The sequence below is a fragment of the Pseudoxanthomonas putridarboris genome, assembly GCF_038321125.1.
Lineage (GTDB): Bacteria > Pseudomonadota > Gammaproteobacteria > Xanthomonadales > Xanthomonadaceae > Pseudoxanthomonas_A > Pseudoxanthomonas_A putridarboris.
Genome location: NZ_JBBWWT010000008.1, coordinates 45,777 through 72,669 on the forward strand (window position 1 = coordinate 45,777; position 26,893 = coordinate 72,669).

At 68.7% G+C, this 26,893-nt stretch carries 17 protein-coding genes; 7 read left to right on the top strand and 10 right to left on the bottom strand.

What is annotated here, in order from left to right:
- Positions 1-56: 56 nt before the first annotated feature.
- On the bottom strand, positions 57-704 hold the full coding sequence (locus AAD027_RS15305) for a response regulator (protein ID WP_341726893.1): 648 nt from the start codon (positions 702-704) through the stop codon (positions 57-59).
- On the bottom strand, positions 701-2,287 hold the full coding sequence (locus AAD027_RS15310; RefSeq protein ID WP_341726894.1) for a sensor histidine kinase: 1,587 nt from the start codon (positions 2,285-2,287) through the stop codon (positions 701-703). The genes AAD027_RS15305 and AAD027_RS15310 overlap by 4 nt, the downstream gene beginning before the upstream one ends.
- 482 nt (positions 2,288-2,769) lie before the next feature.
- Between AAD027_RS15310 and AAD027_RS15315 the strand changes: the two genes are divergently transcribed.
- Positions 2,770-3,675 carry a c-type cytochrome gene (locus AAD027_RS15315; RefSeq protein WP_341726895.1) on the top strand — a complete coding sequence of 302 codons (906 nt, stop codon included), beginning with the start codon at positions 2,770-2,772 and terminating at the stop codon, positions 3,673-3,675.
- 235 nt (positions 3,676-3,910) lie between these two features.
- On the opposite strand, the gene AAD027_RS15320 is transcribed toward AAD027_RS15315, so the two are convergent.
- Positions 3,911-4,348 carry a DoxX family protein gene (locus AAD027_RS15320; protein ID WP_341726896.1) on the bottom strand — a complete coding sequence of 146 codons (438 nt, stop codon included), beginning with the start codon at positions 4,346-4,348 and terminating at the stop codon, positions 3,911-3,913.
- Positions 4,349-4,398: 50 nt separating this feature from the next.
- The gene (locus AAD027_RS15325) at positions 4,399-4,962 is read right to left on the bottom strand and encodes a cupin domain-containing protein (RefSeq protein ID WP_341726897.1); all 564 of its coding nucleotides are present in this window, start codon (positions 4,960-4,962) and stop codon (positions 4,399-4,401) included.
- Positions 4,963-5,442: 480 nt separating this feature from the next.
- Here AAD027_RS15325 and AAD027_RS15330 point away from each other — a divergent pair, with 480 nt between their 5' ends.
- A complete protein-coding gene (locus AAD027_RS15330) occupies positions 5,443-5,643 on the top strand; it encodes a hypothetical protein (RefSeq protein ID WP_341726898.1) in 201 nt (66 codons plus the stop codon).
- Here the strand turns inward: AAD027_RS15330 and AAD027_RS15335 are convergent.
- Positions 5,595-6,131 carry a DUF1801 domain-containing protein gene (locus tag AAD027_RS15335; protein WP_341726899.1) on the bottom strand — a complete coding sequence of 179 codons (537 nt, stop codon included), beginning with the start codon at positions 6,129-6,131 and terminating at the stop codon, positions 5,595-5,597. The two genes, AAD027_RS15330 and AAD027_RS15335, sit on opposite strands and share 49 nt — an antisense overlap.
- Positions 6,132-6,417: 286 nt before the next feature.
- Positions 6,418-7,194, bottom strand: a complete 777-nt coding sequence (locus AAD027_RS15340; RefSeq protein WP_341726900.1) for an alpha/beta fold hydrolase — start codon at positions 7,192-7,194, stop codon at positions 6,418-6,420.
- Between the two features lie 104 nt (positions 7,195-7,298).
- On the opposite strand from AAD027_RS15340, the gene AAD027_RS15345 reads away from it, so the two are divergent.
- Both AAD027_RS15345 and AAD027_RS15350 read left to right on the top strand, forming a co-directional pair.
- Positions 7,299-7,889: a sigma-70 family RNA polymerase sigma factor gene (locus AAD027_RS15345; RefSeq protein WP_341726901.1), complete on the top strand. Its 591-nt coding sequence runs from the start codon at positions 7,299-7,301 to the stop codon at positions 7,887-7,889.
- Positions 7,889-8,545, top strand: a complete 657-nt coding sequence (locus AAD027_RS15350; RefSeq protein WP_341726902.1) for an NrsF family protein — start codon at positions 7,889-7,891, stop codon at positions 8,543-8,545. The genes AAD027_RS15345 and AAD027_RS15350 overlap by 1 nt, the downstream gene beginning before the upstream one ends.
- Positions 8,546-8,594: 49 nt before the next feature.
- Here the strand turns inward: AAD027_RS15350 and AAD027_RS15355 are convergent, their stop codons facing one another.
- From AAD027_RS15355 to AAD027_RS15370, 4 genes are all read right to left on the bottom strand, one after another.
- Positions 8,595-8,957, bottom strand: a complete 363-nt coding sequence (locus AAD027_RS15355; RefSeq protein ID WP_341726903.1) for a VOC family protein — start codon at positions 8,955-8,957, stop codon at positions 8,595-8,597.
- 25 nt (positions 8,958-8,982) lie between these two features.
- Positions 8,983-9,540 carry a TetR/AcrR family transcriptional regulator gene (locus tag AAD027_RS15360; RefSeq protein WP_341726904.1) on the bottom strand — a complete coding sequence of 186 codons (558 nt, stop codon included), beginning with the start codon at positions 9,538-9,540 and terminating at the stop codon, positions 8,983-8,985.
- 190 nt (positions 9,541-9,730) lie between these two features.
- Positions 9,731-10,696: an arsenic resistance protein gene (locus AAD027_RS15365; protein WP_341726905.1), complete on the bottom strand. Its 966-nt coding sequence runs from the start codon at positions 10,694-10,696 to the stop codon at positions 9,731-9,733.
- Positions 10,697-10,708: 12 nt separating this feature from the next.
- Positions 10,709-12,640 carry an FTR1 family protein gene (locus tag AAD027_RS15370; RefSeq protein ID WP_341726906.1) on the bottom strand — a complete coding sequence of 644 codons (1,932 nt, stop codon included), beginning with the start codon at positions 12,638-12,640 and terminating at the stop codon, positions 10,709-10,711.
- Between the two features lie 349 nt (positions 12,641-12,989).
- Here AAD027_RS15370 and AAD027_RS15375 point away from each other — a divergent pair, with 349 nt between their 5' ends.
- The 3 genes from AAD027_RS15375 (at position 12,990) to AAD027_RS15385 (ending at position 26,886) form a co-directional block, all read left to right on the top strand.
- The gene (locus tag AAD027_RS15375) at positions 12,990-13,703 is read left to right on the top strand and encodes a response regulator transcription factor (protein ID WP_341726907.1); all 714 of its coding nucleotides are present in this window, start codon (positions 12,990-12,992) and stop codon (positions 13,701-13,703) included.
- Between the two features lie 359 nt (positions 13,704-14,062).
- Complete coding sequence (locus AAD027_RS15380; protein WP_341726908.1) at positions 14,063-23,479, top strand: SdrD B-like domain-containing protein; 9,417 nt, start codon at positions 14,063-14,065, stop codon at positions 23,477-23,479.
- On the top strand, positions 23,476-26,886 hold the full coding sequence (locus AAD027_RS15385) for a hypothetical protein (RefSeq protein ID WP_341726909.1): 3,411 nt from the start codon (positions 23,476-23,478) through the stop codon (positions 26,884-26,886). Before AAD027_RS15380 ends, AAD027_RS15385 begins: the two co-directional genes overlap by 4 nt.
- The last annotated feature ends 7 nt before the right edge of the window (positions 26,887-26,893 follow it).

Consider the following 26,893-nt stretch of genomic DNA (forward strand, 5'->3'; position numbering starts at 1 on the left):
GGTCGGCCGACACGGCGTCTGTCGTCATTCACATGCGGGCGGTCGGATCGGGAAATTCAGGGTGATGCGCCGTCTCCGGTCAAACCTTCCCGATGCGCCAGCAATGCCGCCTGGGTTCGATCCGCGACCCCGAGCTTGTCCAGGACTTGGCTGACATAGCCCTTGATCGTTCCTTCGGTAAGGTCGAGGCTGCGCGCAATCTGTTTGTTGCTTTGTCCCGCGGCGAGCAGCGAAAGCACCGAGCGCTCGCGTGCGGTCAGGTTGTCGATCGGCGAGGGCCGGCGCCGCAGCCAGTCGAGCATCTGCCGTTGAGCCTGCGGATGCAGCCAGGCCCGTCCGGCGCTGACCTCCCGCACCGCGCGTATCAGGTCCTCGCGCAGCGCGTCCTTGAGCAGATAGCCGGTGGCGCCGGCGGTCAGTGCGTCGCGGACCTGCGAATCCTCCGCATAGCTGGTGAACACCAGCACCTGCGTCTCCGGACATTGCCGCTTGGCTGCCGTGATGGTTTCCACGACGGTGAGGCCGGGCATCTTCATGTCCAGGATGATCACGTCGGGCGCGTGGATCTTCAGCAATTGCAACGCGGTTTCGCCATTGCCCGCCTCTGCCACGATTTCGATGTCGGGTTGCTGCTCCAGCAGGGCGCGCAAGCCTTCGCGAACCACCGCGTGATCGTCGGCCAACAGGATTCTGATCGCTTTCATGGACTTGCCTGGTCGAAGCGGGGAAGGTAGGCCAGGATCTGGGTGCCGCGTGGCTGGCGCTGCACGATGTGCAATTGTCCGCCCAGTTCGGACAGGCGCTCGCGCATGTTGCTCAGGCCCATGCCTTCGTGGGCCGCATGGGAGATGCCGCGGCCGTCGTCGGAGATGCTCAGGCGGATGCCGCTGGAGCTGAAGGCGGTTTCTATCTGGATCGAAGACGGCGAGGCATGGCGCACGGCATTGGAAACGGCTTCCTGGCAGATGCGGAGCAGCGTCTCCTCATGCATCTTCGCTTGCGCCTGGAACCCGGAGACATTGATGTGGAGCTGTATGGAATCCGGCACCATCGCCGACACCAGTTGCTGCAACTGGTGCGGGAAGGATGAACGCCTGGCGACGGGGGAACGCGGAACGTCGCGTGGCGACAACTCGTGCAGCAGGCCGCGCATTTCGGCGAAGGCCAGCCGCGAAAGTTCGCCCAGGCGCTGCACCCTGCGCTGGCCTTCGACCGGATCGCGATGCCAGGCCTCCGCCAGGGACTGGGTGATCAGGCTCATGGAGGACAGGATCTGGGTGACGTTGTCGTGCAGGTCGCGGGCCAACCGCTGGCGTTCCTCCAACACCGCGGCGGCGGTGGCGTTTTCGTACAGGCGCGCGTTGACGATGGCGATGCCCAGGTGCTCGGCCACGATCTCCAGGCTGGAGCAGTCGAGTTCATCGAACACCCGGTCGCCTTCCACGTTCAGCACGCCCAGCGCCTGGTCGCCGTACACGATCGGGATGGCCAACTCGGCCAGGGGCGGGCGGACGCCCGGGGGAGTGACGTAGCGGGGATCGGCGGCGACGTCGTTGACCAGTTGCATGCGGCGTTCGCGTACCGCGGCGCCCATGATGCCCGTGCCCACGGGCAGCCGGTCCTCGTGCCGGATCAGGCGCTTGTAGTTGCCGCCGCGGATGCGGATGACCAGCGTGTCCGGATCCTGCGGATCCAGCAGCGGGATATCGACATTGGGGTACTCCAGGGTGTCGTGGATGGCATCGGCGGCTTGCTGCAGCAACGTATCCAGGTCCGGCCCCGAGGCGGACAGCGCGGCCACGCGCGCGATGAGCGCGAAGCGTGAAGCGCGGCGTTGCTCGGCGCTGTAGCGCTGAGCGTTGTCTATAGCCACGGCGGCATGGCGCGCGAACAGGGCCAGCAGTTCCTGCGCGCCGGCATCCAGCACGCGCGGGGCGTAGGCGCTGATGCCGAACACGCCGATCATGCGGCCATGCGCGCGGATGGGCATGCCGATGTTGTGCATGCCATCGGGCGCGTTGCGGCTGGGATGAGGCAGGTCGTGGTAGTAGCCGCGTACCGGGCTGTCCAGTTCGAGCACCCGCCCGGTCAGCCCCTCGCCACGCCGCAGTTCGTCGCGCAGTTCGTGCGCGGGGATGTTGTAGCTGGCCGCCGTGCGGATCACGTCGCGTTCGGGCACGTAAAGGCCGATGACGCCATCGTCGGCGCCGATCAGCCGGCAGGCGCGCTCCACCATGTCCGCCAGCAAGGGCTCCAGCGCAAGCTCGCCCGAGATCTCCTCGATCATCCGGGAGATGAGCGCGAACTGCTGGTGGACATCAGGATTGGAGCTTGCTGTCGGCATGGGGGCAAGGAAGCGTGCCGATGGGACCGGATCGACATGTTACGCCCGCTGAAACAATTCCATGCCTGTCCTGCGACAGGGAAATGACCCTGACCAAAGTCAGGGGCGATGCCGCGAAACACGCGTCGCAGCCATGGGAGATGCGCCGATCCCGCCTTGCGCATGCCTGCCGGAGACACGGATCGCCACAGGTGCGATATGACATCTGTCATCGATGGGCATCTTCATATTGCGGCGTCACGATTTTCCTGAAGATGACGTTCCGCACCGACGCCCTGCGGGTTTGGGCCGACGCTCACCTTTCCGTCAGTGGGAAGTCATGCACTTTGAGGGTGGTGGCCTTCGAACCGCCTGGCGATCATGGCCGTCATCGAGTGCCAAGAACACGCCCGGAACATTCCTGTCGAGAACAAATGCCAAAATTGATGTCCAATAAGTTGTTGCGGTACGGGATTTTCGTCCTGTGCGGTCTTGTCGCATTGCTTGCGGTAGCCGCTGCCGCGGTCTATCTGTCGAGCGAAGCGCGGCTTCGAAGGGAATACCGCGTCGATGTCTCCCTCGGCGCGCCGGACGGATCGCTGGTTGGAATGGGTCGTGAGCTGGCTCTGTCGCGCGGTTGCGCGGACTGCCACGGCGACGATTTCGGTGGCAAGGTGGTGCTGGACGAGATGCCGTTCGCCCGAGTGGTCGGAACCAACCTCACTCCAGCGGCCGGGATGGACGATCCCCGTCTCCGCCATGAGTGGTTGTATCGCGCACTGCGTCACGGGGTAGGCCAGGATTCGCACCCGCTGCTCATGATGCCGTCGAATTCGTACTCGAAATTGAGCTTGCGGGAAATCGAGGCGATCTCTGCGTTTCTGGACACGGTGCCGCCCGTGGGGCGCGAATTGCCCGAGAGCGCCCTGGGCCCCGTCGCGCGTACGTTGCTGGTAGCCGGCAAGCTCGAAGGCTTCCTGTCGGCGGAGATCATCGACCACGACAGGCCTGCCGTCGCCGCGCCCCCACCCGCAGGCACCGTGGACCATGGGCGCCACGCGGTGCAGATGTGCACCAGCTGCCATGGAGTGGACCTGGGCGGAGGCCGGATGCCCCATGGGGGACCCGACGCGCCGCCCGCGTCGAATCTGACCTCGCACGCGAACGGCTTGGCGGCATGGAGCGAAGCCGATTTCATCTTGTCGATGCGTAGCGGAAAACGCCCGGACGGTTCGACGATCGACGGCAGGTACATGCCATGGCGTGCGGTCGGACACGCCTCGGACGATGAGCTGAGAGCGGTCTGGAGTTATCTGCGCACCCTGCCTCCGATCGATCGGGAAGCGCGTTGATCGATGCGATGGGCTGTGCACGCGGGCAGGAGACGGAGGCCCGCTCTCTTGTTCCGCACTATTGCGGATTGAATCGAGAGCAATGCGTGTTCGAGAGCGCAGCCGCGCCGACAGTTTCGGCTGGCCAACAATCCAGGTGCCACGCCGCTTGAGCGGCGTGGCGCGGTCCGGCATCGGGCGGAAACGGCCGACGTGGATCGATCGCGCGGCCGCGTGCCGTTGGCATGCAGTGCCGTCAGTTGCCCTGCGCGCGGGCGTCGAGGCTGTAGCGACCGGCGCCACGGCCGATCAGCAACAGGAAGCCGCCGACGATCGACACGTTCTTCGTGAACATGATCAGGTTCATCTTGTCGGAGAAGTCGCCGTGGAATATCGCGCCGGCCACCAGGGTGAATCCGGCCAGCAGCAGGGCCGCGATGCGTGTCTTCCACCCCAATACGACAGCCAGCGAACCGAGCAGATCCAGCGCGATCACCAGCGGGAGGGCGGCGGCGGGAATGCCTTTCGACGCCATGAGGAACACGGTCGCGTCGTAGTTGGCGATCTTGTCGGCGCCCGCGATGAGGAAGAGGGACACCAGCAGGATGCGCCCGGCCAGTTCCAGGGTGCTGGCAAGCGCGTTGTCGCGGTGATGGGAAAGTGTGGAGAACGATGTGCGGTCGGCGATATGCATGGGGTAGGTTCCTTGGGGAAGGGGAGTGGGGTGCGGCGGATGCGCCGCGCTCAGGGCCAGGCGGGGCCGGCGATGAGATGGCAGTCGTGCTGGCGCGCGGCCAGTGCGTGGGCGGCGGGATCCTGGCGCGCGAGCGTGACGAAGTAGTCCTCGATGCCGCCCGGCGTGAAGTAGGCGAGTACGCGCGCCTCGTGCGCCGAAGTGTTCCACCACAGGTGCGGCGTGCCGCGCGGGATGACCACCGTCGTGCCCTCGGCCGCCTCGACCAGCTCCCCGCCGCAGCGGACCGTCAGCGAGCCGGACAGGACGAAAAGGGTCTCGTCGGCCGCGTGGTGCAGGTGCAGCGCGCAGCGTGCGCCCGGCGCGATGCGCGACTCGCACAACGTGACGGCGGTGCCCGAGCCCTGCCCCGGCGCGCGCAGCGTCATGCGCACGCCCGGTTCGCAGTCGAACCAGGCACTGTCTTGGTCGTACTTGATCCAGGGGCGCGCCCTGGGCGGGGAAGGGACGGCGGGCTGCGGCAGCGGACCGGCGGCGGTTGCCGGTTTCAGCGTGGACGCGCGGCGCACGTCCACGCGTGCGGCGGACATGCCGTCGGGAAATGTCGCGCCCATGTCGATTGCGGGAGCGGATGGGTGGGAATGCGGGGCCAGCATCGTGCGAACTCGTGTGCATCGGGGGAGGGGGGCGCATCGTAGGCGGCGGCGCCTACGCGATGATGTCGATGCGCAGGGATCCGGTTACCGCTGTAACCGGCCCATGGATCGTTGTGTTCCCGGTCAGCAACGCCTCACGGCGCCCGGTGCGACGGCGCCGGGATCCCGTGGCTCGAGCGCCCCGCGGATACTGCGCGACCACAGGCAAGCGGTTGCTGTTCCCATGAACGGCAGGGCATCGCATCGATCTGCGCCGGGCCGCGCGGCATCGGCGCGGCGATCGCCATGAGTTCGACGGAAGATGGCCTCGGCGCCACCCCGATTCCCGTGTCGCGACCGGACAACGCGAAGGCGTCGCGCCGCCGCATCGCGCCTTTGCCATGACGCCGCCGATACACGGTTTTCCCTACGATGGATCACCCATCAAGGAGCACGCCCATGACCCAACCCACGCGCGAAGAGGTCATCCTCAAGCTGGACCGCATCGATACCGCGCTGGAAGCGCCGGATGCCGACCGCGTGGCGATCATGCGCGAGGCGCGGGACTGGCTGGCGGAGAATCCACCGAAAGTTGCCGCCGACGCCCTGTACTACCGCGAGCGCCTGCAGGTGATCCGCGGGCGGCACGGCGTCTCCTGATCGAGGTCCCATGGAGTGTGGACTCCCGCCCGCCGGATGCGGGCGGGGGTGGGCACGCAGGTGCGCCTCAAGCGCTCTTTGCCTTCTTCTTCGACGTGTCCGTCCAGCGCCACGGCGGCGCGGATGAGCGCCTTCAATGCCGCTCCATCGATCTTGTCGCCCTCTGGATATCGATGGCGCGACAGGTATTGCCTTCCAGGCTGGCATTGAAGAGGCCGGAAGGGTCCTCCAGCGCGGTGCCCGTTGGCTAAGGTCAGCTTCACGGCCGCCTTGTACGTCTCGTCCGTGCAGATGATGCCCGCGTGCGACCATACCGGCACCCCTCTCCACTTCCGCTCCTCGACCACCTCGGGATCGGCATGCTGGATGAGCGTGCGGACACGGGCGAGCGTCCCGCCCCGCCAATCGGCCAGTTCCTTGATCCTCGCGTCTATCAGCCGGAAGGGAGAGGCCTCCGCTGCTTCCTTCGCGTCGCTCGTCTTCTCCATGGTGATTGTCGCTCCTGGGTGGTGGGTGGTCGCACGTCGGCCACCCGTACACGGCCCGCGCTGGCCGCTCACATCCGTTCGCCTGGCAATCGGCTGGCCTGCTTCACCCAGGCGGCGAAACGGGCTTCGTCGAATGGGTCGTCCTACCGGCAGCCCACTGCCGGGCTGCTGGGCATGGAAGGCCGCGCACGCGACGTGCATGGATGGATTCGGCATGGCGCCTTCGACGCTCCCCTCGTTGCCGGCCCCGCATTCCGACCGCCTGGGAGAATCGATCGCGAGCGAGTCAGCGTGTCCGCTTGCCCGCCGCTTCCAGGATCATTTCGGCGATCTCCTTCGGGTGCGATACCAGCGACAGGTGGCCTGAATCCAGTTCCACCGTCGTGGCCTTCATGCGTTCGGCGAGGAAGCGTTGCAGGTCCGGAGAAGTCGTCTGATCGTCGCGCGACACGGCGTACCAGGACGGCTTGCTCCGCCATGCGGCCACGGTGGTCTTGCCGGCGAACAGGTCCGCCGCGATGGGCTGCTGTACGGCGTAGAGCACGTGGGCCTGCCTGGCCGGTACGCCATTGGCGAAATGGTCGAGGAAGGCGGGTTCGGAAAGGACGGAGTAGCCGTCGTGCGTTTCCACGCCGGCGCGCACGGGCATGGTGGGGAATCTCGAGGCCAACGCCGCGAAATCCTCGCCGGCATCGGGAGCGCGTGCGGCGACGTAGACCAGGGCGGTGACCTTGGGGTCCGCGCCGGCTTCGCTGATCACGGTCCCGGCCCACGAGTGGCCGACCAGCACGGTGGGGCCGTCCTGCTGCGCCAGCGCGCGGCGCGTGGCGGCGACGTCGTCGGCCAGCGACGTCAGCGGGTTCTGGACGGCGGTGACGCGCAGGCCCGCGGCCTGCAGGTAGGGGACGACCTCCGCCCAACTGGAACCGTCGGCCCAGGCGCCATGGACCAGCACGACGTTGCGGGCCGCTTCGGGCGCAGCGCTCGGTGTGGGCGCCGCGCTGGAAACTCCGGGCAACACGGTGGACAGCAGCAGGGCGAGGATAAGGACAGGGTGCTTCACAGTGGTTTCTCCTTGGCAACGGAAGCGGAATGCTTCGGTAAGGTCTTTCGCGCTGCGCGCCCGCTTGTTACTCCCCGATCGGGGCAACCTGTGTGATAGTGGGAATGCGTTCAGGCAGAGAGGGCGGCGTGGAATCGCAGGAACGGCTTTGGGCCGAAGCCATGCGTGCGGAGCGCGCGGGGGACGGTATTGCGTATGCGCGCTTCCTGGAGGAATTCGCCGCATTCCTGCGCCGGATCGTCCGTTACCGCCTGGGCCACCTGGGCCTGGACGCCGGCGAGGCCGAGGACGTGGTGCAGGAAGTGCTGATCGCCGTCCACACCCGGCGCGGCCAGTGGGACGCGTCGCGGCCGTTGCTTCCCTGGTTGAACGCCATCGCCCGGTACAAGGTCATCGATGCCGCCCGCCGGCTGCGCAAGGAACTGCGCTGGCGGATGCACCTGGGCGAAGATGAGTGGTCCTCGCTGCTGGGCGTCGAGTCCGGGAGCCGCGACATCACGGCCGAAGACGTGGACCGGCTGGTGTCCGACCTTCCATCCGGGCAGCAGTCGGTGGTACGCGCGATCGGCCTGGAGGGCGCGTCGCCGCGCGAGGCTGCCGACCGGCTGGGCATGAACGAGGGCGCGGTGCGCGTCGCCTTCCACCGGGGCCTGAAACGCTTGATGAAAGCCACGCAGAAGTGGAGACAGCAGTGATGCAGACGACCGAAACGCATGCACGCAAGACCAGCGAACTGGTGCGGGAACTGGCGCGCGAGGCGGGCACCAGGTCGCGCACGCGCCTGCCATTCGGGTGGGTCCTGGCGATGGGCGCGGTGTTGTCCTTCATGGCGGCCCTGTGCGTCGTCGCCGGCGTGTTTGGCGCGCGGGCGGATCTTCCCGGACTTCCGGCCAGCGGCATCTTCCAGTTCAAGGTCGCGGCGATGGGCCTGCTGGCGTGCGGCGCGCTGGCGCTGTTGCGCGCGGCGGGCATGCCGGGGGCCAGGTTGCGACCGTGGCTGGCGGTATTGCCGGTCGCGCTCCTGCTGCTTGTCGGCGTGTGGGTGGATGGCTCCGGCTTCCCGATCACCGGTGCGCGTTCCGTATCCATCCCGGTATGTCTCGGCGCGATCGTCCTGGCCGCGGCCCCGGGCCTGGCGATCCTGCTGGCGGTGCTGCGCCGGGGCATCCCCACGCGCCTGGCCTCGGCCGGTGCCATGGCCGGCCTGTTGTCCGGTGCTTTGGGCGCATTGGCCTACACCATCGCCTGCATCAACGATGGCGCGTTGTTCGTGGCCGTCTGGTACTCGGCGGCGATCCTGGCGACGACGTTGCTGGGGGCGATCCTGGGCCCGCGGATATTGGCCTGGTAGGAAGCCCAGGCCGGCGCATCCGCATGAGGCGAAGCGCGATCGACGCGTGTCAGCCAGCCGGCGCGGTGTTCTGCCCGATCCACAGTCGATTGCCGTCCGGGTCGTCGATGCGGAATTCCGTCATCCCGTAGAACGGCTGCTCGAGCGGGGGCACCTCCAGTCCGTTCCTGCGCACCTGGCGGTGGTACGCGATGATGTCGTCCGGGTACAGGTACACGACGGTGGAGCGCGGCGCGTCGGGGTGGACGTTGATGGATTCGTCCACCATCAGGCGGCAGTCGTCGAAAGCCAGCATGGCCCAGCGCCAGTGGTCGTTCCGCTTTTCCACGCTGAAGCCCAGCTTTTTGTAGAACTCGACGCTGGCGGCCATGTCCCGCACCGGCAGCATGGGAGTGAGGCGATTCATCTTCATGGGGACCTCGCACGTTGGAGACGATTCATCGTTCGGCGATCCGCAGGGCGCGGACGGAAGCCATGGCGGCATCCCGCAACGCGATGGCGAGGTCGGACGGATCGCAGTTCGCCTCGCCCGACAGCCATGCCGCGATCGGCGAGAAGATGCCATCGGCCAGCGAATGCGCCGCCAGCCGCGCGGGAATCCTCAGCCGGCCCGGTTCGCGATCCAGGCAGGACTCCACGTGCGCGACGAGGGTCTCCCTGACCACGCGCGAGGCGGCGCCCTCGAAGAGGCTTCGGGCCAGGGCGCGATTCTGGAGGAAGTGTTCGAGGACGCCCTGCACGCGCAGCGTGCCCGCATCGCCCTCGACCATGCCCGCCAGAATGCGGAACGGACCGTCCAGGCTGGCCGACAGCAGTGCGTCCTTGTTCCTGAAGTGCTCGTAGAACGTCGACCGGCCTACGCCGGAGACCGCCAGTACATCCGCGACGCGGATGTCGTGATAGCGGCGGCTCAGCGCCAGCGAGAAGAAGGCGGACAGCAGGTCGCCGCGCGTGTGGCGCTTGCGTGGATCCGCGACGTGGGCGGGGCGATTCATGGCCCGGGATCTTCCCACGAAAGCCGCCGGACATTGGGGCCCGATTGTCTGGAACGGCAGGGTGCGCACTCGTTGGTTCGCGGCCCGCCCAGCGGCGAATCGCGCGTGTCTCTTTCAGGCGTTCATGCATCGCCGCGTCGTCGCGGCGCATCGTGCTCGTAGCGGACGCCTCGCCGGCGCGCCGGTCATGTCAGCGTGTCGCTATCCTCGGCAGCAAGGGAATGTAGACCAGCATGGCCACCAGTTCGACCAGGGTCTGGGTCACGATGACCGCGGGCACCACCGGCAGCGCGCCGGGAACCGATAGCGCCAGCGGCAGGATGACCAGCGAGTTGCGCGTGGCCGACGAGAACGCGACGGCGCGCTTGGCCGGCACGCCCAGGGCAAACGTGCGTCCGACCAGCAGGCCCAGCATGGGCGCGACGATCGCGAACGCGAGGTAGAACGGCAATGCCGTCGCGGCGGCCTGCAACGCCGGCCCCAGCTGCGGCGTGACCGCGGCGATGACGATCAGCAGTACCAGTGCCGTGGCGGGCACCGGCAGGATGCCGCCCCAGTGGGCGATGCTGGCCGTCATCGGCCATCGCGCCGCGGCCGCCTGCACGCCGGCCGCCAGCAGCATCGGAAGGGCGATGAGCCACAGGAACGCATGCAGGAAGGGGCCCGCCTTGACCAGCGCGGCCGACTCCGGTCCCAGCAGCACGCCCAGGTAGAGCGGAAGCAGCAGCATCTGCACGATCAGCAGGACCGGCGTGGCGGCCAAGAGCAGCGAGGCATCCGCCTTTCCCAGGTGGGAGAAGGTCACCACGTAGTCGATGCAGGGGCACAGCAGGACGAACAGCATGGCGATGCGGACCAGCGGGTCCGCCGGCAGCAGGGGCAACATCGCCGCCACCAGCAGCGGCACCACCAGGAAGTTGGCCACCATCAGCGCGCCGATGAAGCGCGTGTTCGCCAGTGCGCTGCGCACCCTCGCCAACGGCACCTGCAGGAAGGTCACGAACAGCATCAATCCCAGCGCGGGATTGATGGCGGCCTCCAGCCGCGCGGACCCCGGCACGGCAAGCGCGACGCCGAACCCCAGCGCCACCGCCGCGAAATACAGGGCGATCTGGTGTTTCTCCAGAGCCGCGCGGGTGTTGTCCAGCGCGCTCACGGATTCACGGGCTCACGACTTCGCCCGGGAGGGTTGGCTGGAACGACCGGACAGGATGAATCCGACCACCAGCAGCAAGGCGATGCCGATCTGCGCGCCCACGCCCTGCAGCGTGGGATAGATGCCCAGCATCTCCACCCGCAGGCCTCCCTCGAACCAGGTGATCGGCAGGTAGCCGGCTTCCTGCAGCGCCGATACCGCCTTGCCCGCCAGCACCACGGCCAGCACGGCGATCAGCCACGAGCTGTAGCGGAAGAACTGGCCGATGGGCAGGCGGCGGCTGTAACGCAACATCATCCAGGCTATGGCCACGAGCACGAGCGCGGCAGCGGCGCCGCCGGCGACCACGCTGCCCTGGCCGCCCTGGTTCCAGATGGCGGCGAAGAACAGGATGGTCTCGAAGACTTCGCGGTAGACCACGACGAAGACCAGCCCCAGCAGGAAGATGCCGGATTGCCTGCTCAGCGCATGTCCCAGTTTCTCGCGCACGTAGCGCTGCCAGGCGTCGGCGTGGCTCTTGCCGTGCATCCAGATGCCCACCCACACCAGCACCACCGCCGCCAGCAGGGAGCCGAATCCTTCCGTCAGTTCGCGGCTGGCGCCGCTGATGGTGATGACCCAGGTGGCCAGGGCCCAGGTGACCGCGCCGGCCAGCAGGGCGGACAGCCAGCCGGCATGGACCCACGGCAGCATCTCGGTGCGCTCGGCCTTGCGCAGCAGCGCGATGATCGCCACCACGATCAGCAACGCCTCCAGGCCTTCCCGCAGCAGGATGGTGAAGGCGGCGACGAAACTCGAGACCGAGGAAGTCTGCTTCTCCGACAGGACCGCTTCGGCCTCGGTGAACAGGCCATCGAGCGCATCGACCTGGACCTGCAGATCGTCCGCGCCGATGTTGCCCGCGATGCCGGTACGCACGCGCGCCATCGCCGTCTCGATCTTCACCATCAACGGATTGTCGCGCGCGGCGAGCAGCGGTTCGACGGGTTCGAATCCGTCCAGGTACGCCGCCAGGGCCAGGTCCTTCGCCTGCTTCGCATCGCCGGCCCGGTAAGCGGTCATGGATTGCTTCAGCAGTCCGCGCGCCGTTCCCAACAAGGTATCCGGATCCTGGGCATGCACCGCCGCATCCGGATGCCGCCGCAGATAGGCGATGATCGCCTCCGCGTCGTCCTGGCCCAGCTCCTGGACCAGCGTCGCCGGCGTCGTGCCGATGTACCGCTCCATGTCCAGGCCGGCCCGCAGGGCGTCATCGCCCTCCAGCAGTTCGCGACCGGCCTGCGCGCGCGATTCCGGGTAGGCGATCGCGCCGACATACGTGGCCAGCGCCCAACGGTCCTCGACCGGCAGGCCGGCGTAGCTGACCATGGATGTGCCTTCCAGCCCCTGGTCGATCACCTGGTACAGCGCGAAGACACTGCGCTCGTCGGCGCGCGATCGATCGGTGAAATCGATCGGCGGCGGATCCAGGCCCGCGCTGGCCGGGCCGTCGCCCGCGCCGGTGGGCCCGTGGCAACTGGCGCACAGTTGCGCATAGAGCGCCTTGCCCTTTTCGTATTGCGGTGGCGCGGTCGGCATCAGCGGGATGGGGTAGTGCTGGACCAGCAACGCCGCGAGCGAACGGGCCTGGGTGGCGACCTGCTCCGGGGAAGCCTTGCCCTGGATCGAGCGCTGGAGTTCCCCGGCGCGCTCCTTCAATTCGGACGATCCGGGCGTCGCCGGCAAGGCCTCGATCGAGGCGGCGGCGGTGGCGGAAAACTCCACCATTTCGTCGTATTCCATCGGGTTGACGATCGCGCCGTCCTCGACGGCCTCGCGATAGTCCACGGCGATGTAGTCCAGCAGCCGCCATGTGGTGGCCACCGATTGTTCGGAAGCGGCTGCGGCAAAGGGCACCAAGGCGGCGCAGGCCAGCAGCGGCGCCAGGAGACGTCGTAGGAGCATGGGGGAAACCCGGATGGGAATTATTCTCATCCAGTGTACGGGAACTGCGCCGCCAATGCAGCGGCGCGACACCGGGCCAGGCACTGCGCCTGGGGCGTTCCATGGCTTGCCGGCGGTTCCACAACATCCCCGGATGTCTTGTCGCCCGCGGTGGAGGGCCGGTGATGTGTGCCTTGGCGAGCGCCCGACAGGTGCGGAAGTCCGGCCTGGCGTCCGCTCCCGGCCGAAGCGATCGTGGCCGGACAAGGCGGACCCCGGGGGCGTCCGGATCGACGCCGTCCGGCGCTGAAGGGTCGAGAGTCCGCGGAATCTAGGCTACGCTCCGCGGCGGACCATCGAACTGAGCTCTATGAGCGAGCCGAATTTTCACCTTTCCCCGCCGCGTGTCGTGGTTGTCGAGGATGAAGACGAACTGAGGGAACTGGTTGTCGATGATCTGCGCGCGCGTGGCTATGCCGTCGTGGGGCTGCCGAGCGCGGAAGCCCTGTACCGCCACATGAGCGTCCATGCGCTGGACATCGTCGTGCTCGATATCGGCCTGCCCGGGGAAAACGGCTTCGGGGTAGCCGCCCACCTGAGGCAGTTGGCCAGGGTCGGCATCATCATGCTCACCGCGCGCGGCGGCGGGAGCGCCATGGCGCAGGGACTGGCAGAAGGCGCCGATCTTTTCCTGACCAAGCCGGTGGATTACGACGTGCTGGCGGTGGCCATCGCCAATCTCCACCGGCGGCTGGCGGCGGGCGAACTGCCGCCGGGCGGACAGAGCGAACCTGCGCGCGCGTGGTCGTTGTCCGACAACGGATGGACGTTGCACGGGCCCGATACCAGGACCCTGGCGCTCAGCGAGGCCGAGCGGACGATCCTGGTGAAACTGTTCGAGCAACCGGGCGAGCCGATAGCACGCACACTGCTGATCGAGGCATTGACGGATCAGCCCTGGGACTTCGATCCCCATCGGCTCGACATGCTGGTGCACCGCCTGCGCGCCAGGGCCGGCAGTGTGTTCGCGCAGCCACTGCCGCTGCGCGCGATACGCGGGACGGGCTACGTACTGACGCCCTGACGCGTCCCGCTGAATGTGAGAAACGGTGAGGTTCCGTGAACCACCGTCATTGAAGCGCGTCCGGCTGCAATAGAGACTTTTCTCACATTCAGTGCCGTTGCGGGCACTGGTGGCGCGCCGTGGATGCGGTGCGCCTTCTCGCCATCCGGAGGCTCATATCCCGCTGCGGGTTCCAACCGCGGTTCGGTGATGTTCGTCCCGAAGGTTTGGCGAGCGTGCTCGGGGACCAGCGTGACAGGGGAAAGCCAGTGAACGACCAAGTTGGGCCGGTGCCGACCGGCGGATGCGTGCGTATGGGTGTGGACGAAACGCGAACGGCGCGTCCGCTACCGGTGTCACGCCGACGCACGAGCCCCTGGATGGCGCTGGCTTTCTGGCTGCTGGCGCCTGCCGCACTGGCCGCCGACCTGCAGATCACCGATCTGTCCGACACGGGTTACGACCCCACGCCCGCGGGCGGCGAGGTCATCTACAGCATCACCATCGAGAATGGCGCCGCCGATACCGTGACCGATGCGGTCACGATCTTCGACCTGCCCGCGGGCACCACGGCGGGCACGCTGCCTGCGTACTGCAGCGCGGATGTCGGCACGCCGACGCGCATCGTCTGCAACAACGGCACGTTGGTCGGCACCCTCACGCCCGGCGGTGAACCGGTAACGTTCCAGCTGGGGGTGAACACCGCCGGCCAGCCGCCCGGTACCGTCATCATCCGCAGCGCCATCGGCTTCGGTAACGCGGTACCCCCCGCCACCACGCCGATCAGCAGCCTGGTCGGGACGGATCCGTTCTTCGCGGGCGACACGAATACCGCCAACAACCTGCGCAACGAATCGACCACGCTGACCACGGCCGGCGACCTGCGCCTGGCCAAGTCGGCCACGCCCGATCCGGTCGTCGGCGGTTCGGAAGTGACCTACACCCTGACCGTCACCAACGACGGCCCCAGCCCTTCCACCAATTTCCGGGTCGTCGACACGCTGCCGGCCGCGGCCAGCTACGTGGCCAACAGCTTCGCGGGTGCGGGCTGGACCTTCAACAGCGGGACGATGACGGCGACCCATGCGGGCACGCTGGCGGTCGGCGCCAGCGCCGCCTTCAGTTTCCGCGCGCGCGTGGATGCGGGCAGCGGCAACATCGTCAATGCCGCCGTGGTCACCGCCGTCGGTACGCCCGACCCGAACGGGGACAACGACAGTGCGCAGGTCAGCACGGCGGTCACCCCCGGCGCCGACCTTACCCTGAGCAAGTCGGCCGCCCCCGCGCCGGCGATCTCGGGGCAGCCGGTGACGTTCACGCTGGTCGCCCGCAACCTGGGCCCCAGCGACGCGCAGAACGTCAGCTTCACGGATGCCTTGCCCGCCGGCTTCGTCATCACCGGCGGCACCCAGCCGGCAGGCTGGAATTGCGTCAACAACGGCGCGAATACCGCCCGCACCTGTACGCGCGGCAGCGCGATGCCCAATGGCGCGGTGGAGAACTTCACCATCGTCGCCACCGTGCCGGCCAGCGGCCCGAACAGCAGCGGCGACGTCACCAACACCGCGACCATCACTTCCACCACGCCCGACCCGAACGGTCCGGACCTGGGCGTGAACAACAACAATGGCAGCGTCACCTTCACCGTGCTGGGCGATGGCGCGGACCTGTCGCTGACCAAGGCCAAGACGCCGGCGCTGGTCGCGGTGTGGGACGGCGTCGGCAGCGACGCCGACAGCCGCATGACGTCCAACATCACGGTACGCAACCTGGGGCCGCGCGCGGCCACCGGCCAGGTGCAGGTGGTGGACGAACTGGCCGCGGGCGAGGAGTTCGTGTCCGCGGCCGGCCCATGGACCTGCGTGGTCGACAACCCGTACGCCGTGCCACCGGCGCGCCAGCGCGTCACCTGCGACCTCAATGCCGGTTCGCTGCCCCTGGCCGTGAACACCAATGCGCCGCAGCTGCAGATCATCAGCCGCGCGCGCGCCGCGGGTTCGCTGACCAATACCGCGTGCACCGGCGGCTCCAACGGTTCGCTCGAACCGCTTACGGCCGGCGGCATCGACCTTGATCCGGAAACGGACAACGACTGCAACGGCGCGGGCACCCGCACCACCGACGAGCGCGCCGACCTGCGCATCAGCAAGCAGACCAATGGTCCGGGCACCGCCGACAACGTGCTGAGCGCCAGCCAGGACACGCTGACCTACACGCTGGTGGTGACCAACGACGGTCCCGACAGCACCACCGGCGTGGTGGTGAACGATGCGATCCCCGGTTTCGTCGCCGGCCGCACCACGGTCACCGCGACGACCGTGCCGCCGGGCTGGACCTGCACCACGGGCGGCTCGGTCGTCTGCCGCTCGAACACCACGCCGCTGGCGAGCGGCGCCAGCGCCACCATCGTGCTGACCGTGCAACGCGCGCTGTTCGACAGCGCCGGCCTCGGCGCCGGCACCTGCGGCGGCGTGCCCACCATGAATGCGTTCTGCAACACCGCCGGCGTGGGTATCGATGCGGCCGTGCCCGGTTCGGTCGGCGAGATCAATGCGGGCAACAACAGCGCCTCGGACTGGCTGCAGGTGGACCGCGTCGCCAATGTGCAGACGACCGCCAAGAACATCACGTCCGGCGCGACCGGCCAGGCCGGCGTCAACACCACCTACGTGATGTCGTTCCGCAACCAGGGCCCGTCCACGGTGCCCGGCGTGGTGTTCCGCGATGTCTTCACGCTGCCGGCGGACGACGCCGGCTTCGTGCTGGTGTCGGCGGTGCGCACGCCCGGCAACACCACCTGCAACGCCACCCCGGGCGCGGGCATCACCACCGCGCCGGCCGGCGGCGGCACCTCCTACGCCAACCCGACCGCCGGCCCGGCGCAGGTGACCATCACCTGTCCGGCGCTGTCGCTGAACAACGGCCAGACCGAAAGCCTGACCGTGGTGATCCGCCCCAACGTCAACGTCGGCAATACCGGCCGGGTGTTCACCAACCTCGCCGACTTCTTCTTCGACCGCAACGGCGACGGCAATCCGGATCCGGCCACCGGGACCGACGCCAACGGCAGCTTCGACTTCAACACCGACACCAGCGCCGCTGACGACCAGCGCAGCGCCAGCCTGCCGTTCAACAGCGGCAGCGTGGACCTGATCACCAACAAGGTGGACACCGGCTTCGCCGGCGGCGTCGATCCGCTGGGCTACGACGCGGTGACGATGGCCAACAACGCCGTCACCTACCGCATCACGGTGCGCAACAACGGCCCGTCCGTGGCCACCAACGTACGCATCAGCGACACCATCACGCCGCTTGCCGGCCGCACGGTGCGTTTCATCGGCGCCTCCAGCGAGCCCACCGGCCCCTTCGCCGAGGCCGCCTGTACGGTCGTCAGCGGCGGCAATCCCACCGTCGGCGTACCGCAGACGCTGGATTGCGCGATGCCGGGCGCCGGCTTTTCGCCGAACCTGGAAGGCGTGGTGGCGTCCGGGCAGACCAGCACCCTGTACCTGCGTTACCAGTACGAAACCGCGCCGGGCGCCTCCGGCGACACCTTGTTGAATTCGGCCACCGCCACGTCCGCGGAAAACGACACCGACCTGGCCAACAACACGGCCGACCAGGACACCACCATCCGCGCGCGCGCCGACATGGGCGTGAGCAAGACCACGGTGGTGCTCACGCCGGATTCGGATCCTTCCGTGGCGCTGCCCGCCACGGTCACCAGCGTGGCGTTGCGGCAGCCGTTCTTCTACGTGGTGGAAGGCGTCAACAACGGTCCGGGCGCCAGCCTGTCGCGCGACCGCAGCGGCAGCAACCCGCTCAACGGGACCGGCACGGTCATCACCGACACCCTGCCCGCGGGGCTGGTGGTCACCGGCCCCATCAACTGGCGCAAGATCGGCCCCAACCCGGGCGGCGGCGAAGTGCCCGTGGGCACCGGCACCTGCAGCCAGGCGGGCGATACCGTCACCTGCAACCTGGGCGACGTCACCGTCACCGGCCGCGTGCGCATCATCGTGCCGGCGCGCTGGGACACCTATCCCAGTGGCGGCACCGCCAACAACACGGCCACCGTGACCACCGAACAGGTGGACCTGGACCCGGGCAACGACACGGTGACCGTGCCGCTGGACGTCACGCGCTCGTCGCTGGAAGGCGTGGTGTTCGAAGACCGCGACCGCAGCGGCGCCAACGGCGGCATCCGCCAGGACGCGGCCACCGAACCGGGCATCGCCGGCGTGACGATCACGCTGACCGGTACCGACGCCTACGGCAATGCGGTCAACCTGACCACGACGACGGCGGCCGACGGCAGCTATCGCTTCGAGAACCTGTCGCCCGCCGATGCGTCCGGCTACACGCTGACGCAGACGCAGCCCGCGGGCTACGTGAACGGACCGATCGATCCGCCGGCCGCCGGTGGCGACGCGCCGTCGCTGGGCGGCAGTTATGCCGCAGGCTCGCCGAACTCGTCGATCAGCGCCATTCCCGTTGGCGCGGACCAGGACGGCGTGCGCTACAATTTCCCCGAAGTGCGGCGTCCCTCGCTGTCCGGCTTCGTCTACATCGACGCCAACTTCAGCAACGTGCGCGACGCGGGCGACGGCGCCATCGCCGGCGCCACGGTCGAACTGCTCGATGCGAGCAGCGGCGCGGTCGTCGCGACGACGACGACCGACGGCACGGGCGCCTACGGCTTCACCGACCTGGACCCGTTGATCGTCTACACCTTGCGCGAGGTGCTGCCGACCGGCAACTACCAGAACCGCCCGACCGCGGTGAATCCCGGCCAGATCGACGGCGCGCCGTGCGCCACGGGCTGCACGCCGGGCACCGGCGTGGCGGGCGATGCCGCCACCACCGACCGCATCAGCAGCATCGACCTGGGCGCCGGCCTCGACGGCACCGGATTCAACTTCGGCGAAGACGCCGTCGCCGGCATTTCCGGCAGCGTCTACGTGGACCGCAACGGCAACGGCGATTTCGATGCCGGCGATGCGGGCACGACCAACTCGCGTCCGAATGGCGGCCTGCAGGGCGTCACCGTGACCCTGACCGGCGCCGGCCCGGACGGCATCTTCGGCAACGGCGACGATCCCGCGCCGGTGGTGGTGCAGACCGACGCCGATGGCGCGTACCAGTTCGTCGATCTGGTGGTGGGCCAGGACTACCGCGTCACCGAGACGCAGCCCGACGGCTATGCCGACGGCATCGAGAATCCCGGCAACGTCATCGAGATCGCCAACCTGCCGCCGGCCGGTTCGTCCGGGAACGATTTCGGCGAGTTGCTGGGTTCGCTGGCGGGCGTGGTGTTCGAGGACTTCTCCGCCACCGCGGCCAACAACAACAACGGCGCGTTCGACGCCGGCGAGAACCCGATCGCCAACGTCACGCTGACGCTGACCGGCACCGACGTGCTGGGCAATGCCGTCAACGTCGCCGTGCAGACCGATGCGACGGGCGCGTATGCCTTCCGCGACCTGTTGCCGCCGCAGGCCGGCACCACCTACACCATCACCGAGACGCAGCCCACCGGCTACATCGACGGCAAGCACACCCCGGGCAACGCCGCCACGCCCGGCAGCGCGACCACGCCGAACGTCATCGACGGCATCGCGATCGACGCGGGCCAGGATGCCACCGGCTACCTGTTCGGCGAACTGGCCAACGCCATCATCAGCGGCACCGTCTACCTGGACCGCAACGACAACGGCGACCAGGACGGCGGCGAACCCGGCATCCCGGGCGTCACCCTCGTCATCGAGGGCGCGGGCCCCGACGGCATCTTCGGTACCCCCGACGACCTGCCGCCGGTCACCCTGACCACCGATGCGAACGGCGACTACAGCTATGGCGGCGCCGTCACCGGCCAGGACTACCGCATCGTCGAGACCCAGCCCACCGGGCTGGCCGACGGGCAGGAGAACGCCTCCAACACCATCACGCTGACCAACCTGCCGGCGGCCGGCTCCAGCGGCAACGACTTCGGCGAACTGGCCGCGTCGCTGTCCGGCAGCGTGTGGCTGGACGCCAACAACAACGGCGTGCGCGATGCGGGCGAGGACGGCATCGCCGGCGTCAGCATCAGCCTGCCGGCGGGCACCGTGGACGCGCTCGGCAATCCGGTCGCCGCCGCGGTGACCGACGCCAACGGCGACTATCGCTTCGACGATCTGCTGGCCGGTACCTACACCGTCACCGAGCAGGCGCAGCAGCCCGTAGTCGGCGGCGTCGCCACGCTCAACGGCATCACCGTGGCCGGCACCGTCGGCGGCGCCACCAGCGGCACCGCGACGCCGGTGACCACCGTGCCCAGCGCCGTGTCGGGCATCGTGCTGCCCGCGGGCGGCGCCTCGGTGCGCAACGACTTCGGCGAGACGCTGGCCGTGTCGCTGTCCGGCCGCGTGTTCTTCGACGCCGACAACGACGGCGTGCAGTCCGGCGCCGCGGAAACCGGCATCGACGGCGTGACCATCACGCTGACCGGCACCGACGACACCGGCGCCTCGGTGACGCTGAGCACCACCACCGACGCCAACGGCGACTTCCGCTTCGAAGGCCTGCGCCCGGGTACCTACACGGTGACCGAACCGCAGCAGCCCACCGGCACCAGCAACGGCCAGACCGTGGCCGGCACCGTCGGCGGCACGCCGTCGGGCACCGCCACGCCCATCACCACCGTGCCCAGCGCGATCAGCGCCATCGACCTGACCACGCCGGGCGGCGCGTCGATCGACAACCTGTTCGGCGAGATCCCGCTGAACAGTTCGATCACCGGCCGCGTGTGGGAGGACACCGACAACGACGGCGTCATCGATCCGTCCGAGCAGGGCATCGGCAACGTCGTCATACGGCTGACCGGCACCGACCTGGCCGGCAACACGATCACCCGCGAGGTGACCACGCAGCCGGACGGCAGCTACGCTTTCACCGAACTGCCGCCGGGCACGTACACGATCACCGAACCCGACCAGCCGGCCGGCACGCTCAACGGCACCACCGTGCCCGGCACCGGCGGCGGCACCGCCACGCCGCCGACCAGCACGCCGTCGGTGATCGGCAACGTCACCCTGGGCGTGGGCGAGGAAGCCAGCGGCAACGACTTCGGCGAGGTTCCCGCCGGCAGCATCGCCGGCCGCGTCTACAACGACGGCAACAACAACGGCGTCATCGATGCCGGCGAAGGCGGCTTCCCCAACGTGCAGGTGGTGCTGACCGGCACCAACGACCTGGGCGAAGCGGTCGAGGTCACCGTCACCACCGACAGCGAGGGCCGTTACCGTTTCGACGACCTGCGCCCGGGCACCTACACCGTCACCGAACCGACCCAGCCGGCCGAGACGCTCAACGGCATCACCACGCCGGGCACCATCGACGGCACGTCGGTGGGCACCGCCACGCCGGTGACCACCACGCCGTCGGCGATCAGCGGCATCGTGCTGCCGCCGGGCGGGCAGTCGATCGACAACAACTTCGGCGAGATCGGCGATTCGCCCGACCTGGTGGTCAGCAAGACCGCCACGCCGGCCACGTTCACCGTCAACAACATCGGCACCTACACCGTGCGCGTGCGCAACATCGGCCAGCAGCCGAGCGCGGGCGAGTACGTGGTGGAGGACCGCCTGCCCGCCGGCCTGACGCTGGCGGCCACGCCGGCCGGCAACGGCTGGGCGTGCACGGGCGCGGCCGGCGACAACCGCTTCCGCTGCACCAACGCCACGGTGATCGCGGCCGGCGCGACGCTGGCCGACAGCATCGTCGCGCAGGTGCGCGTGGACGCGTCCGCGGCGGCCGGTTCGCCGGTCAACAACGCGGTACTGGTCGAAGGCGGCGGCGAGAACGAATTCCGCACGCCCACGCCGGAAGAACGCGCCGACTTCGAGGGCGACCCCGCCAACCTGCCGGTCTGCGATCCGGCGATCACCCAGAATGCCTGCCGCCTGCCCACGCCCGTGCAACTGGCGGCGTCGGTGTCCGGCACGGTGTGGTTCGACCAGGGCAGCGAGTTCGGCCAGATCGATGGCGGCGACCGTCGCCTGCCGGGCTGGATCGTGGAAGTGGTGGACGCCAACGGCCAGGTCGTCGGCACCGCCACCACCGGCGCCGATGGCAGCTATTCCATCGCCGACCAGATCCCCGGCGTGCCGCTGCAGGTCCGCTTCCGCGATCCCGCCACCGGCGTGGTCTGGGGCTGGCCGGTGAACGGCGAAACCGCCGGCAGCGCACCCGCGCCCTGCGACGCCGCCACGGCCATCGCCAATGGCACCGCCAGCTCGTGCCGCAGCAACGACGACGGCAGCACGCACCTGGCGGTGATCCTGGCGCCCGGCGCCAACCTGCCGCAGCAGAGCCTGCCGCTGAATCCCGGCGGCGTGGTCTACGACGCGGTCACCCGCAACCCGGTGCCGGGCTCGCGCGTCACCCTGACGCCGGTGGGCACCTGCGCCGGCTACGCGCCGGAACAGCACCTGCTCAACGCCGGCCTGGGCGGCTACACGATCCAGGGCACGTCGGTCTCGATGACCGTGGGCACGGAAGGCTTCTACCAGTTCCTGATGGGGCCGAACGCGCCGGCATCCTGCCGCTTCCAGATCGAGGTGACCCCGCCGGCGGGCTATACGTTCGAGTCCGGCATGATCCCGGCCGAGACCGCGCCGCTGACGCCGCCGTCCACGCCGGGCGTCGCCACGCCGGTGCAGCCCAACGCCACCGCGCCGACCGGCCCGGTGGGAACGGCGACCACGTACTACCTGCAGGTGACGCTGGGTTCGAGCGTCTCCGCGCCGGTGCACAACCACATCCCGCTCGACCCGCAGGTCGCGCCGGGCCTGGTCATCACCAAGACCGGCGACCGCAAGACGGTGGAAGTGGGCGACAGCCTGGTCTACACCATCACCATCCGCCAGACCGCGGGCGCGGCGCTGGGCACGGTCAACGTGGTCGACCGCCTGCCGCACGGCTTCACCTTCATCGACGGCACCGCGCGCGTCGACGGCGCGGGCATCGCCAATCCGCTGGGCAAGCCCGGCCCGACGCTGGTGTTCGACGTCGGTCCGCTCGCCGTCGGCGCGCAGAAGACGCTGAGCTACCGCGTGCGCGTCGGCGTGGGCAGCCAGCAGGGCGACGGCGTCAACCGCGCCCGCGCCTATGGCTGTTCGATCGACGGCGGCTGCGTGGATCCCATCACGCTGGCGCCGTACCCGAACGGCGGCGTGGTGCCGTCCAACCCGGCCGAGTACCGCGTGATCGTCAGCGGCGGCGTGTTCACCGACGAAGGCTGCGTGCTGGGCAAGATCTTCGTGGACTGCAACGTCAACCACGTGCAGGACCGCGAGGAACTGGGCATCCCCGGCGTGCGCCTGTACTTCGAGGACGGCACCTGGATGGTCAGCGACTCGGAAGGCAAGTACAGCTACTGCGGCCTGCCGCCGAAGAGCCACACGCTGAAGGTCGATCCGTCCACGCTGCCGGTCGGCTCGCGCCTGACCACCAGCAGCAACCGCAACCTGGGCGATGCCGACAGCCTCTTCATCGACCTGAAGAACGGCGAGCTGCACCGCGCCGACTTCATCGAGGGCAGCTGTTCCAACCCGGTGATCGAGCAGGTCAAGGCGCGCCGCACGCAGGGCGAGATCCGCGCGCCGGAAACCGAGAGCGGGCAGAAGCCGCTGCGCTTCGAGAGCAAGCCGCTGCGCGCGCCGCAGCAGGGCACCGACTCGGCCAACCAGCGGCCGATCGTGGACCCCAGGCCGACCGCCACGGATGAGGACGAAGGCCAGGAGGTGCAGCCATGAGCCGCACCCCGTCCCGTCCCTCGTCCCTGCCGGAAGCCAAGCCCATGCGCGCCTCACGTCATCCGATCAATCCCCTGGCGCTCGCGCTCGCGCTGGCCATCGCGCCCACGCTGGCGATGGCGCAGACCGTGTCCGGCGACCAGCGCTTCACCCCGGTGCTCGGCCAGGGCACGCCGCTGTTCCCGCAGTCGCCGCAGTTGCAGGACACCGCTTCGCAGCCGCTGTACGCGCAGCCCGGCAACGTGGACTACAGCGTCAACGCCGGCGTCGATCGCGTGGTGGTGGAGGTGGACCGCGATGGCGTGCCGGCCGACGGCCAGTCGCCGGTGAAGGTGGTGGTGCACCTGTACGACGCCGACGGCGAGCCGATGAGCGGCGAGGTCTTCGCCACCATCGAACACACCGGCGGCCGCATCAAGCTGCCCGACGGCCGTACCGACGAACTCGGCCCCGGCCGCCTCGACGCCGACAAGGTCACCCCCGGCGTGCAACTGGCCGTGCGCGAAGGCAAGGCCGAGTTCGAGCTGCTGGCGCCGCACGATCCGCAGGACGTGCTGCTGCGCGTGACTTCCGGCGGCCAGAGCGCCGAGGGCGTGGTCGGCTTCGTGCCGGAAATGCGCGACCTGATCGCCACCGGCCTGATCGAGGGCGTGATCAACTTCCGCCGCCACGGCGAAGGCCTGATCAACGGCAGCCAGCGCGGCGACGGCTTCGAGCGCGAGATCCGCCGCTGGGAGAAGCAGTTCAACAACGGCAAGGCCAATGGCGCGGCGCGCGCGGCGTTCTTCGCCAAGGGCACCATCAAGGGCGAGTACCTGCTGACCGCCGCCTACGACTCGGACAAGGAAGTGCGTGCGCGCCTGCTGCGGGACATCCAGCCGGAAGAGTTCTATCCGGTCTACGGCGACGCCTCGCTGCGCGGTTTCGACGCGCGTTCGGCCGAACGCCTGTACGTGCGCGTGGACAAGGACCGCAGCTACCTGCTGTACGGCGATTTCCAGACCGGCGACAACATCACCACCCAGACCGGCGTGGATTTCGGCAGCCGGGCGGCGCAGCGCGTGCTGGGAACCTACAACCGCACCGCGACGGGCCTGGGCTGGCATTTCGAGAACGCGCGCGTGCGCGGCAACGTGTTCGCCATCGAGGACTCGCTGCGCCAGGTGATCGAGGAGCTGCCGTCCTCCGGCAGCGGCCCGTACGGCCTGCGCAACAACGCGGTGCTGGAAGGCAGCGAGCGCGTGGAAGTGGTGGTGCGCGACCGCAACCAGCCCTCGCGCATCGTCTCGGTGCGCCCGCTGGCCCGGCTGGTGGACTACAGCTTCGAGCCGTTCTCCGGCCGCATCCTGCTCAACAGCTTCCTGCCCTCGTTCGACAGCGACCTCAACCCGGTCTCGCTGCGCATCACCTACGAACTGGACCAGGGCACCGAGAAGTTCTGGGTGGTCGGCGCCGATGCCCAGTTGCGCGTGGGCGAGCACGGCGAGATCGGCGGTTCCTACGTGGACGACCGCAATCCGTTCGCCGAGTTCGAGATGGGCAGCGCCAACATCGGCTACAGGCTGGGCGCCAACACCTGGCTGGTGGCCGAAGCCGCGCGCACGCGCAGCGAGGTCAACACCAACTCGATCAACCAGTACGGCACGCCGGCCCTGCAGGGCCTCAGCGGCCTGGTGGAAGGCGACGCCTGGCGCGTCGAGCTGGGCCACGCCGGCAAGGACCTGGACCTGAAGCTGTTCGCCGGCCAGTCCGATCCGGAGTTCAACAATCCCGCCTCGCCGCTGTACGGCGGCCGCGGCGAATACAGCCTGACCACGCGTTACCGCCTCAACGAGCGCTTCGAGCTGTACGCCGAAGGGCTGCGCAGCGAGGACCGCAATCCCGACGGTGGCGAACGCAATGCCGCCAGCGCCGGCACGCGGGTGAAGGTCACCGACAAGCTGACGCTGGACTTCGGCTACCGCGCGATCCGCGAGACCGTCGGCGCCTATTACACCTGGGCCACCAACAGCGGTTACGGCAACATCGGCGGCCTGTCCGGCGGTTACGCCACCGGGGCCGGCGGCGGTGCGCTGGGCTATGGCCAGCAACCGCTGGATCCGCTGACCGGCCTGCCCATCATCAGCAACGGCAATCCCAACGACGTGGCCAGCGGCCTGCCGGTGGGCACCGAGCTGTCGTCGGACATGCTGCGCTTCGGCCTTGGCTATCGCGCCAGCGACCGTTTCAGCTTCGGCGGCGAAGTGGAGCAGGACATCCACGGCGAGGACCGCAACCGCATCGCCCTGGGCGTGGACTACCAGTTGCGCGAACGCAGCCGCCTGTACGGCCGCTACGAGAAGCAGACCGGCATCAGCGGCGTCAACGGCCTGACCCAGGACGGCCGCGAAGCCGACACCGTCGCGCTGGGCGTGGACACCAGCTTCATCAAAGATACGCAGCTGTTCTCCGAGTACCGCCTGCGCGACGCCATCTCCGGCCGCGACATCCAGGCGGCCTCCGGCGTGCGCAACAACTGGGACATCCGCGAAGGCCTGCGCCTGAGCTCGTCGCTGGAGCACACCAACGTGATCTCCGGCAACGTCGGCGATTCCACCGGCGTGGGCTTCGCCCTGGACTACACCGCCAACCCGTTGTGGCGCGGCAGCATGCGGGTCGAACACCGCATCTCCGACGACGTCGCCGGCACGCCGACCGACGAGGGCTACAACACCACGCTGTTGCAGTTCCTGGCCGCGCGCAAGCTGAACCGCGATTGGACACTGCTGGCGCGCAACTACCTGCTGAGGACCTCGTACGACGCGCGCGGCGACGTGCTGCAGGACCGCTTCCAGATCGGCGCCGCGTATCGCGACACCGACACCAACCGCGTCAACGCGCTGGCCCGCTACGAGTACAAGCTGGAGAAGGACGAGAGCGGCATGGACGGGTCCGGTTTCGGTTCCGACACCGGCCAGGACATCCGCATCAGCGCCCATATCGTCTCCGCTCACGCCGACTGGCACCCGTCGCGGCCGTGGTGGCTGACCGGGCGGGTGGCGGCCAAGTGGCAGGAGGACAGTTTCTTCTATGCCGACACCGGCCGCGTGGACGACGACTTCCATGCCGTGCTGCTGTCCGGCCGCGTGGTCTACGACATCACCGAGAACTGGGACATCGGCGTGCTGGGTTCCACCTTCCGCGGGCAGGACGGCGCCAACCAGTACGCGTTCGGCGTGGAAGTCGGCCGCCTGCTGCGGCAGAACCTGTGGCTGTCGGTGGGCTACAACGCCACCGGCTTCCGCGGCGACGAGGACCTGACCGGTTACGAGTACACGCAGCAGGGCGCGTTCATCCGCCTGCGCTTCAAGTTCGACGAAGACCTTTTCCGTAGGGAAGACGCCCGCTACCGCGATCCGGTGCGCTGAGGACCAT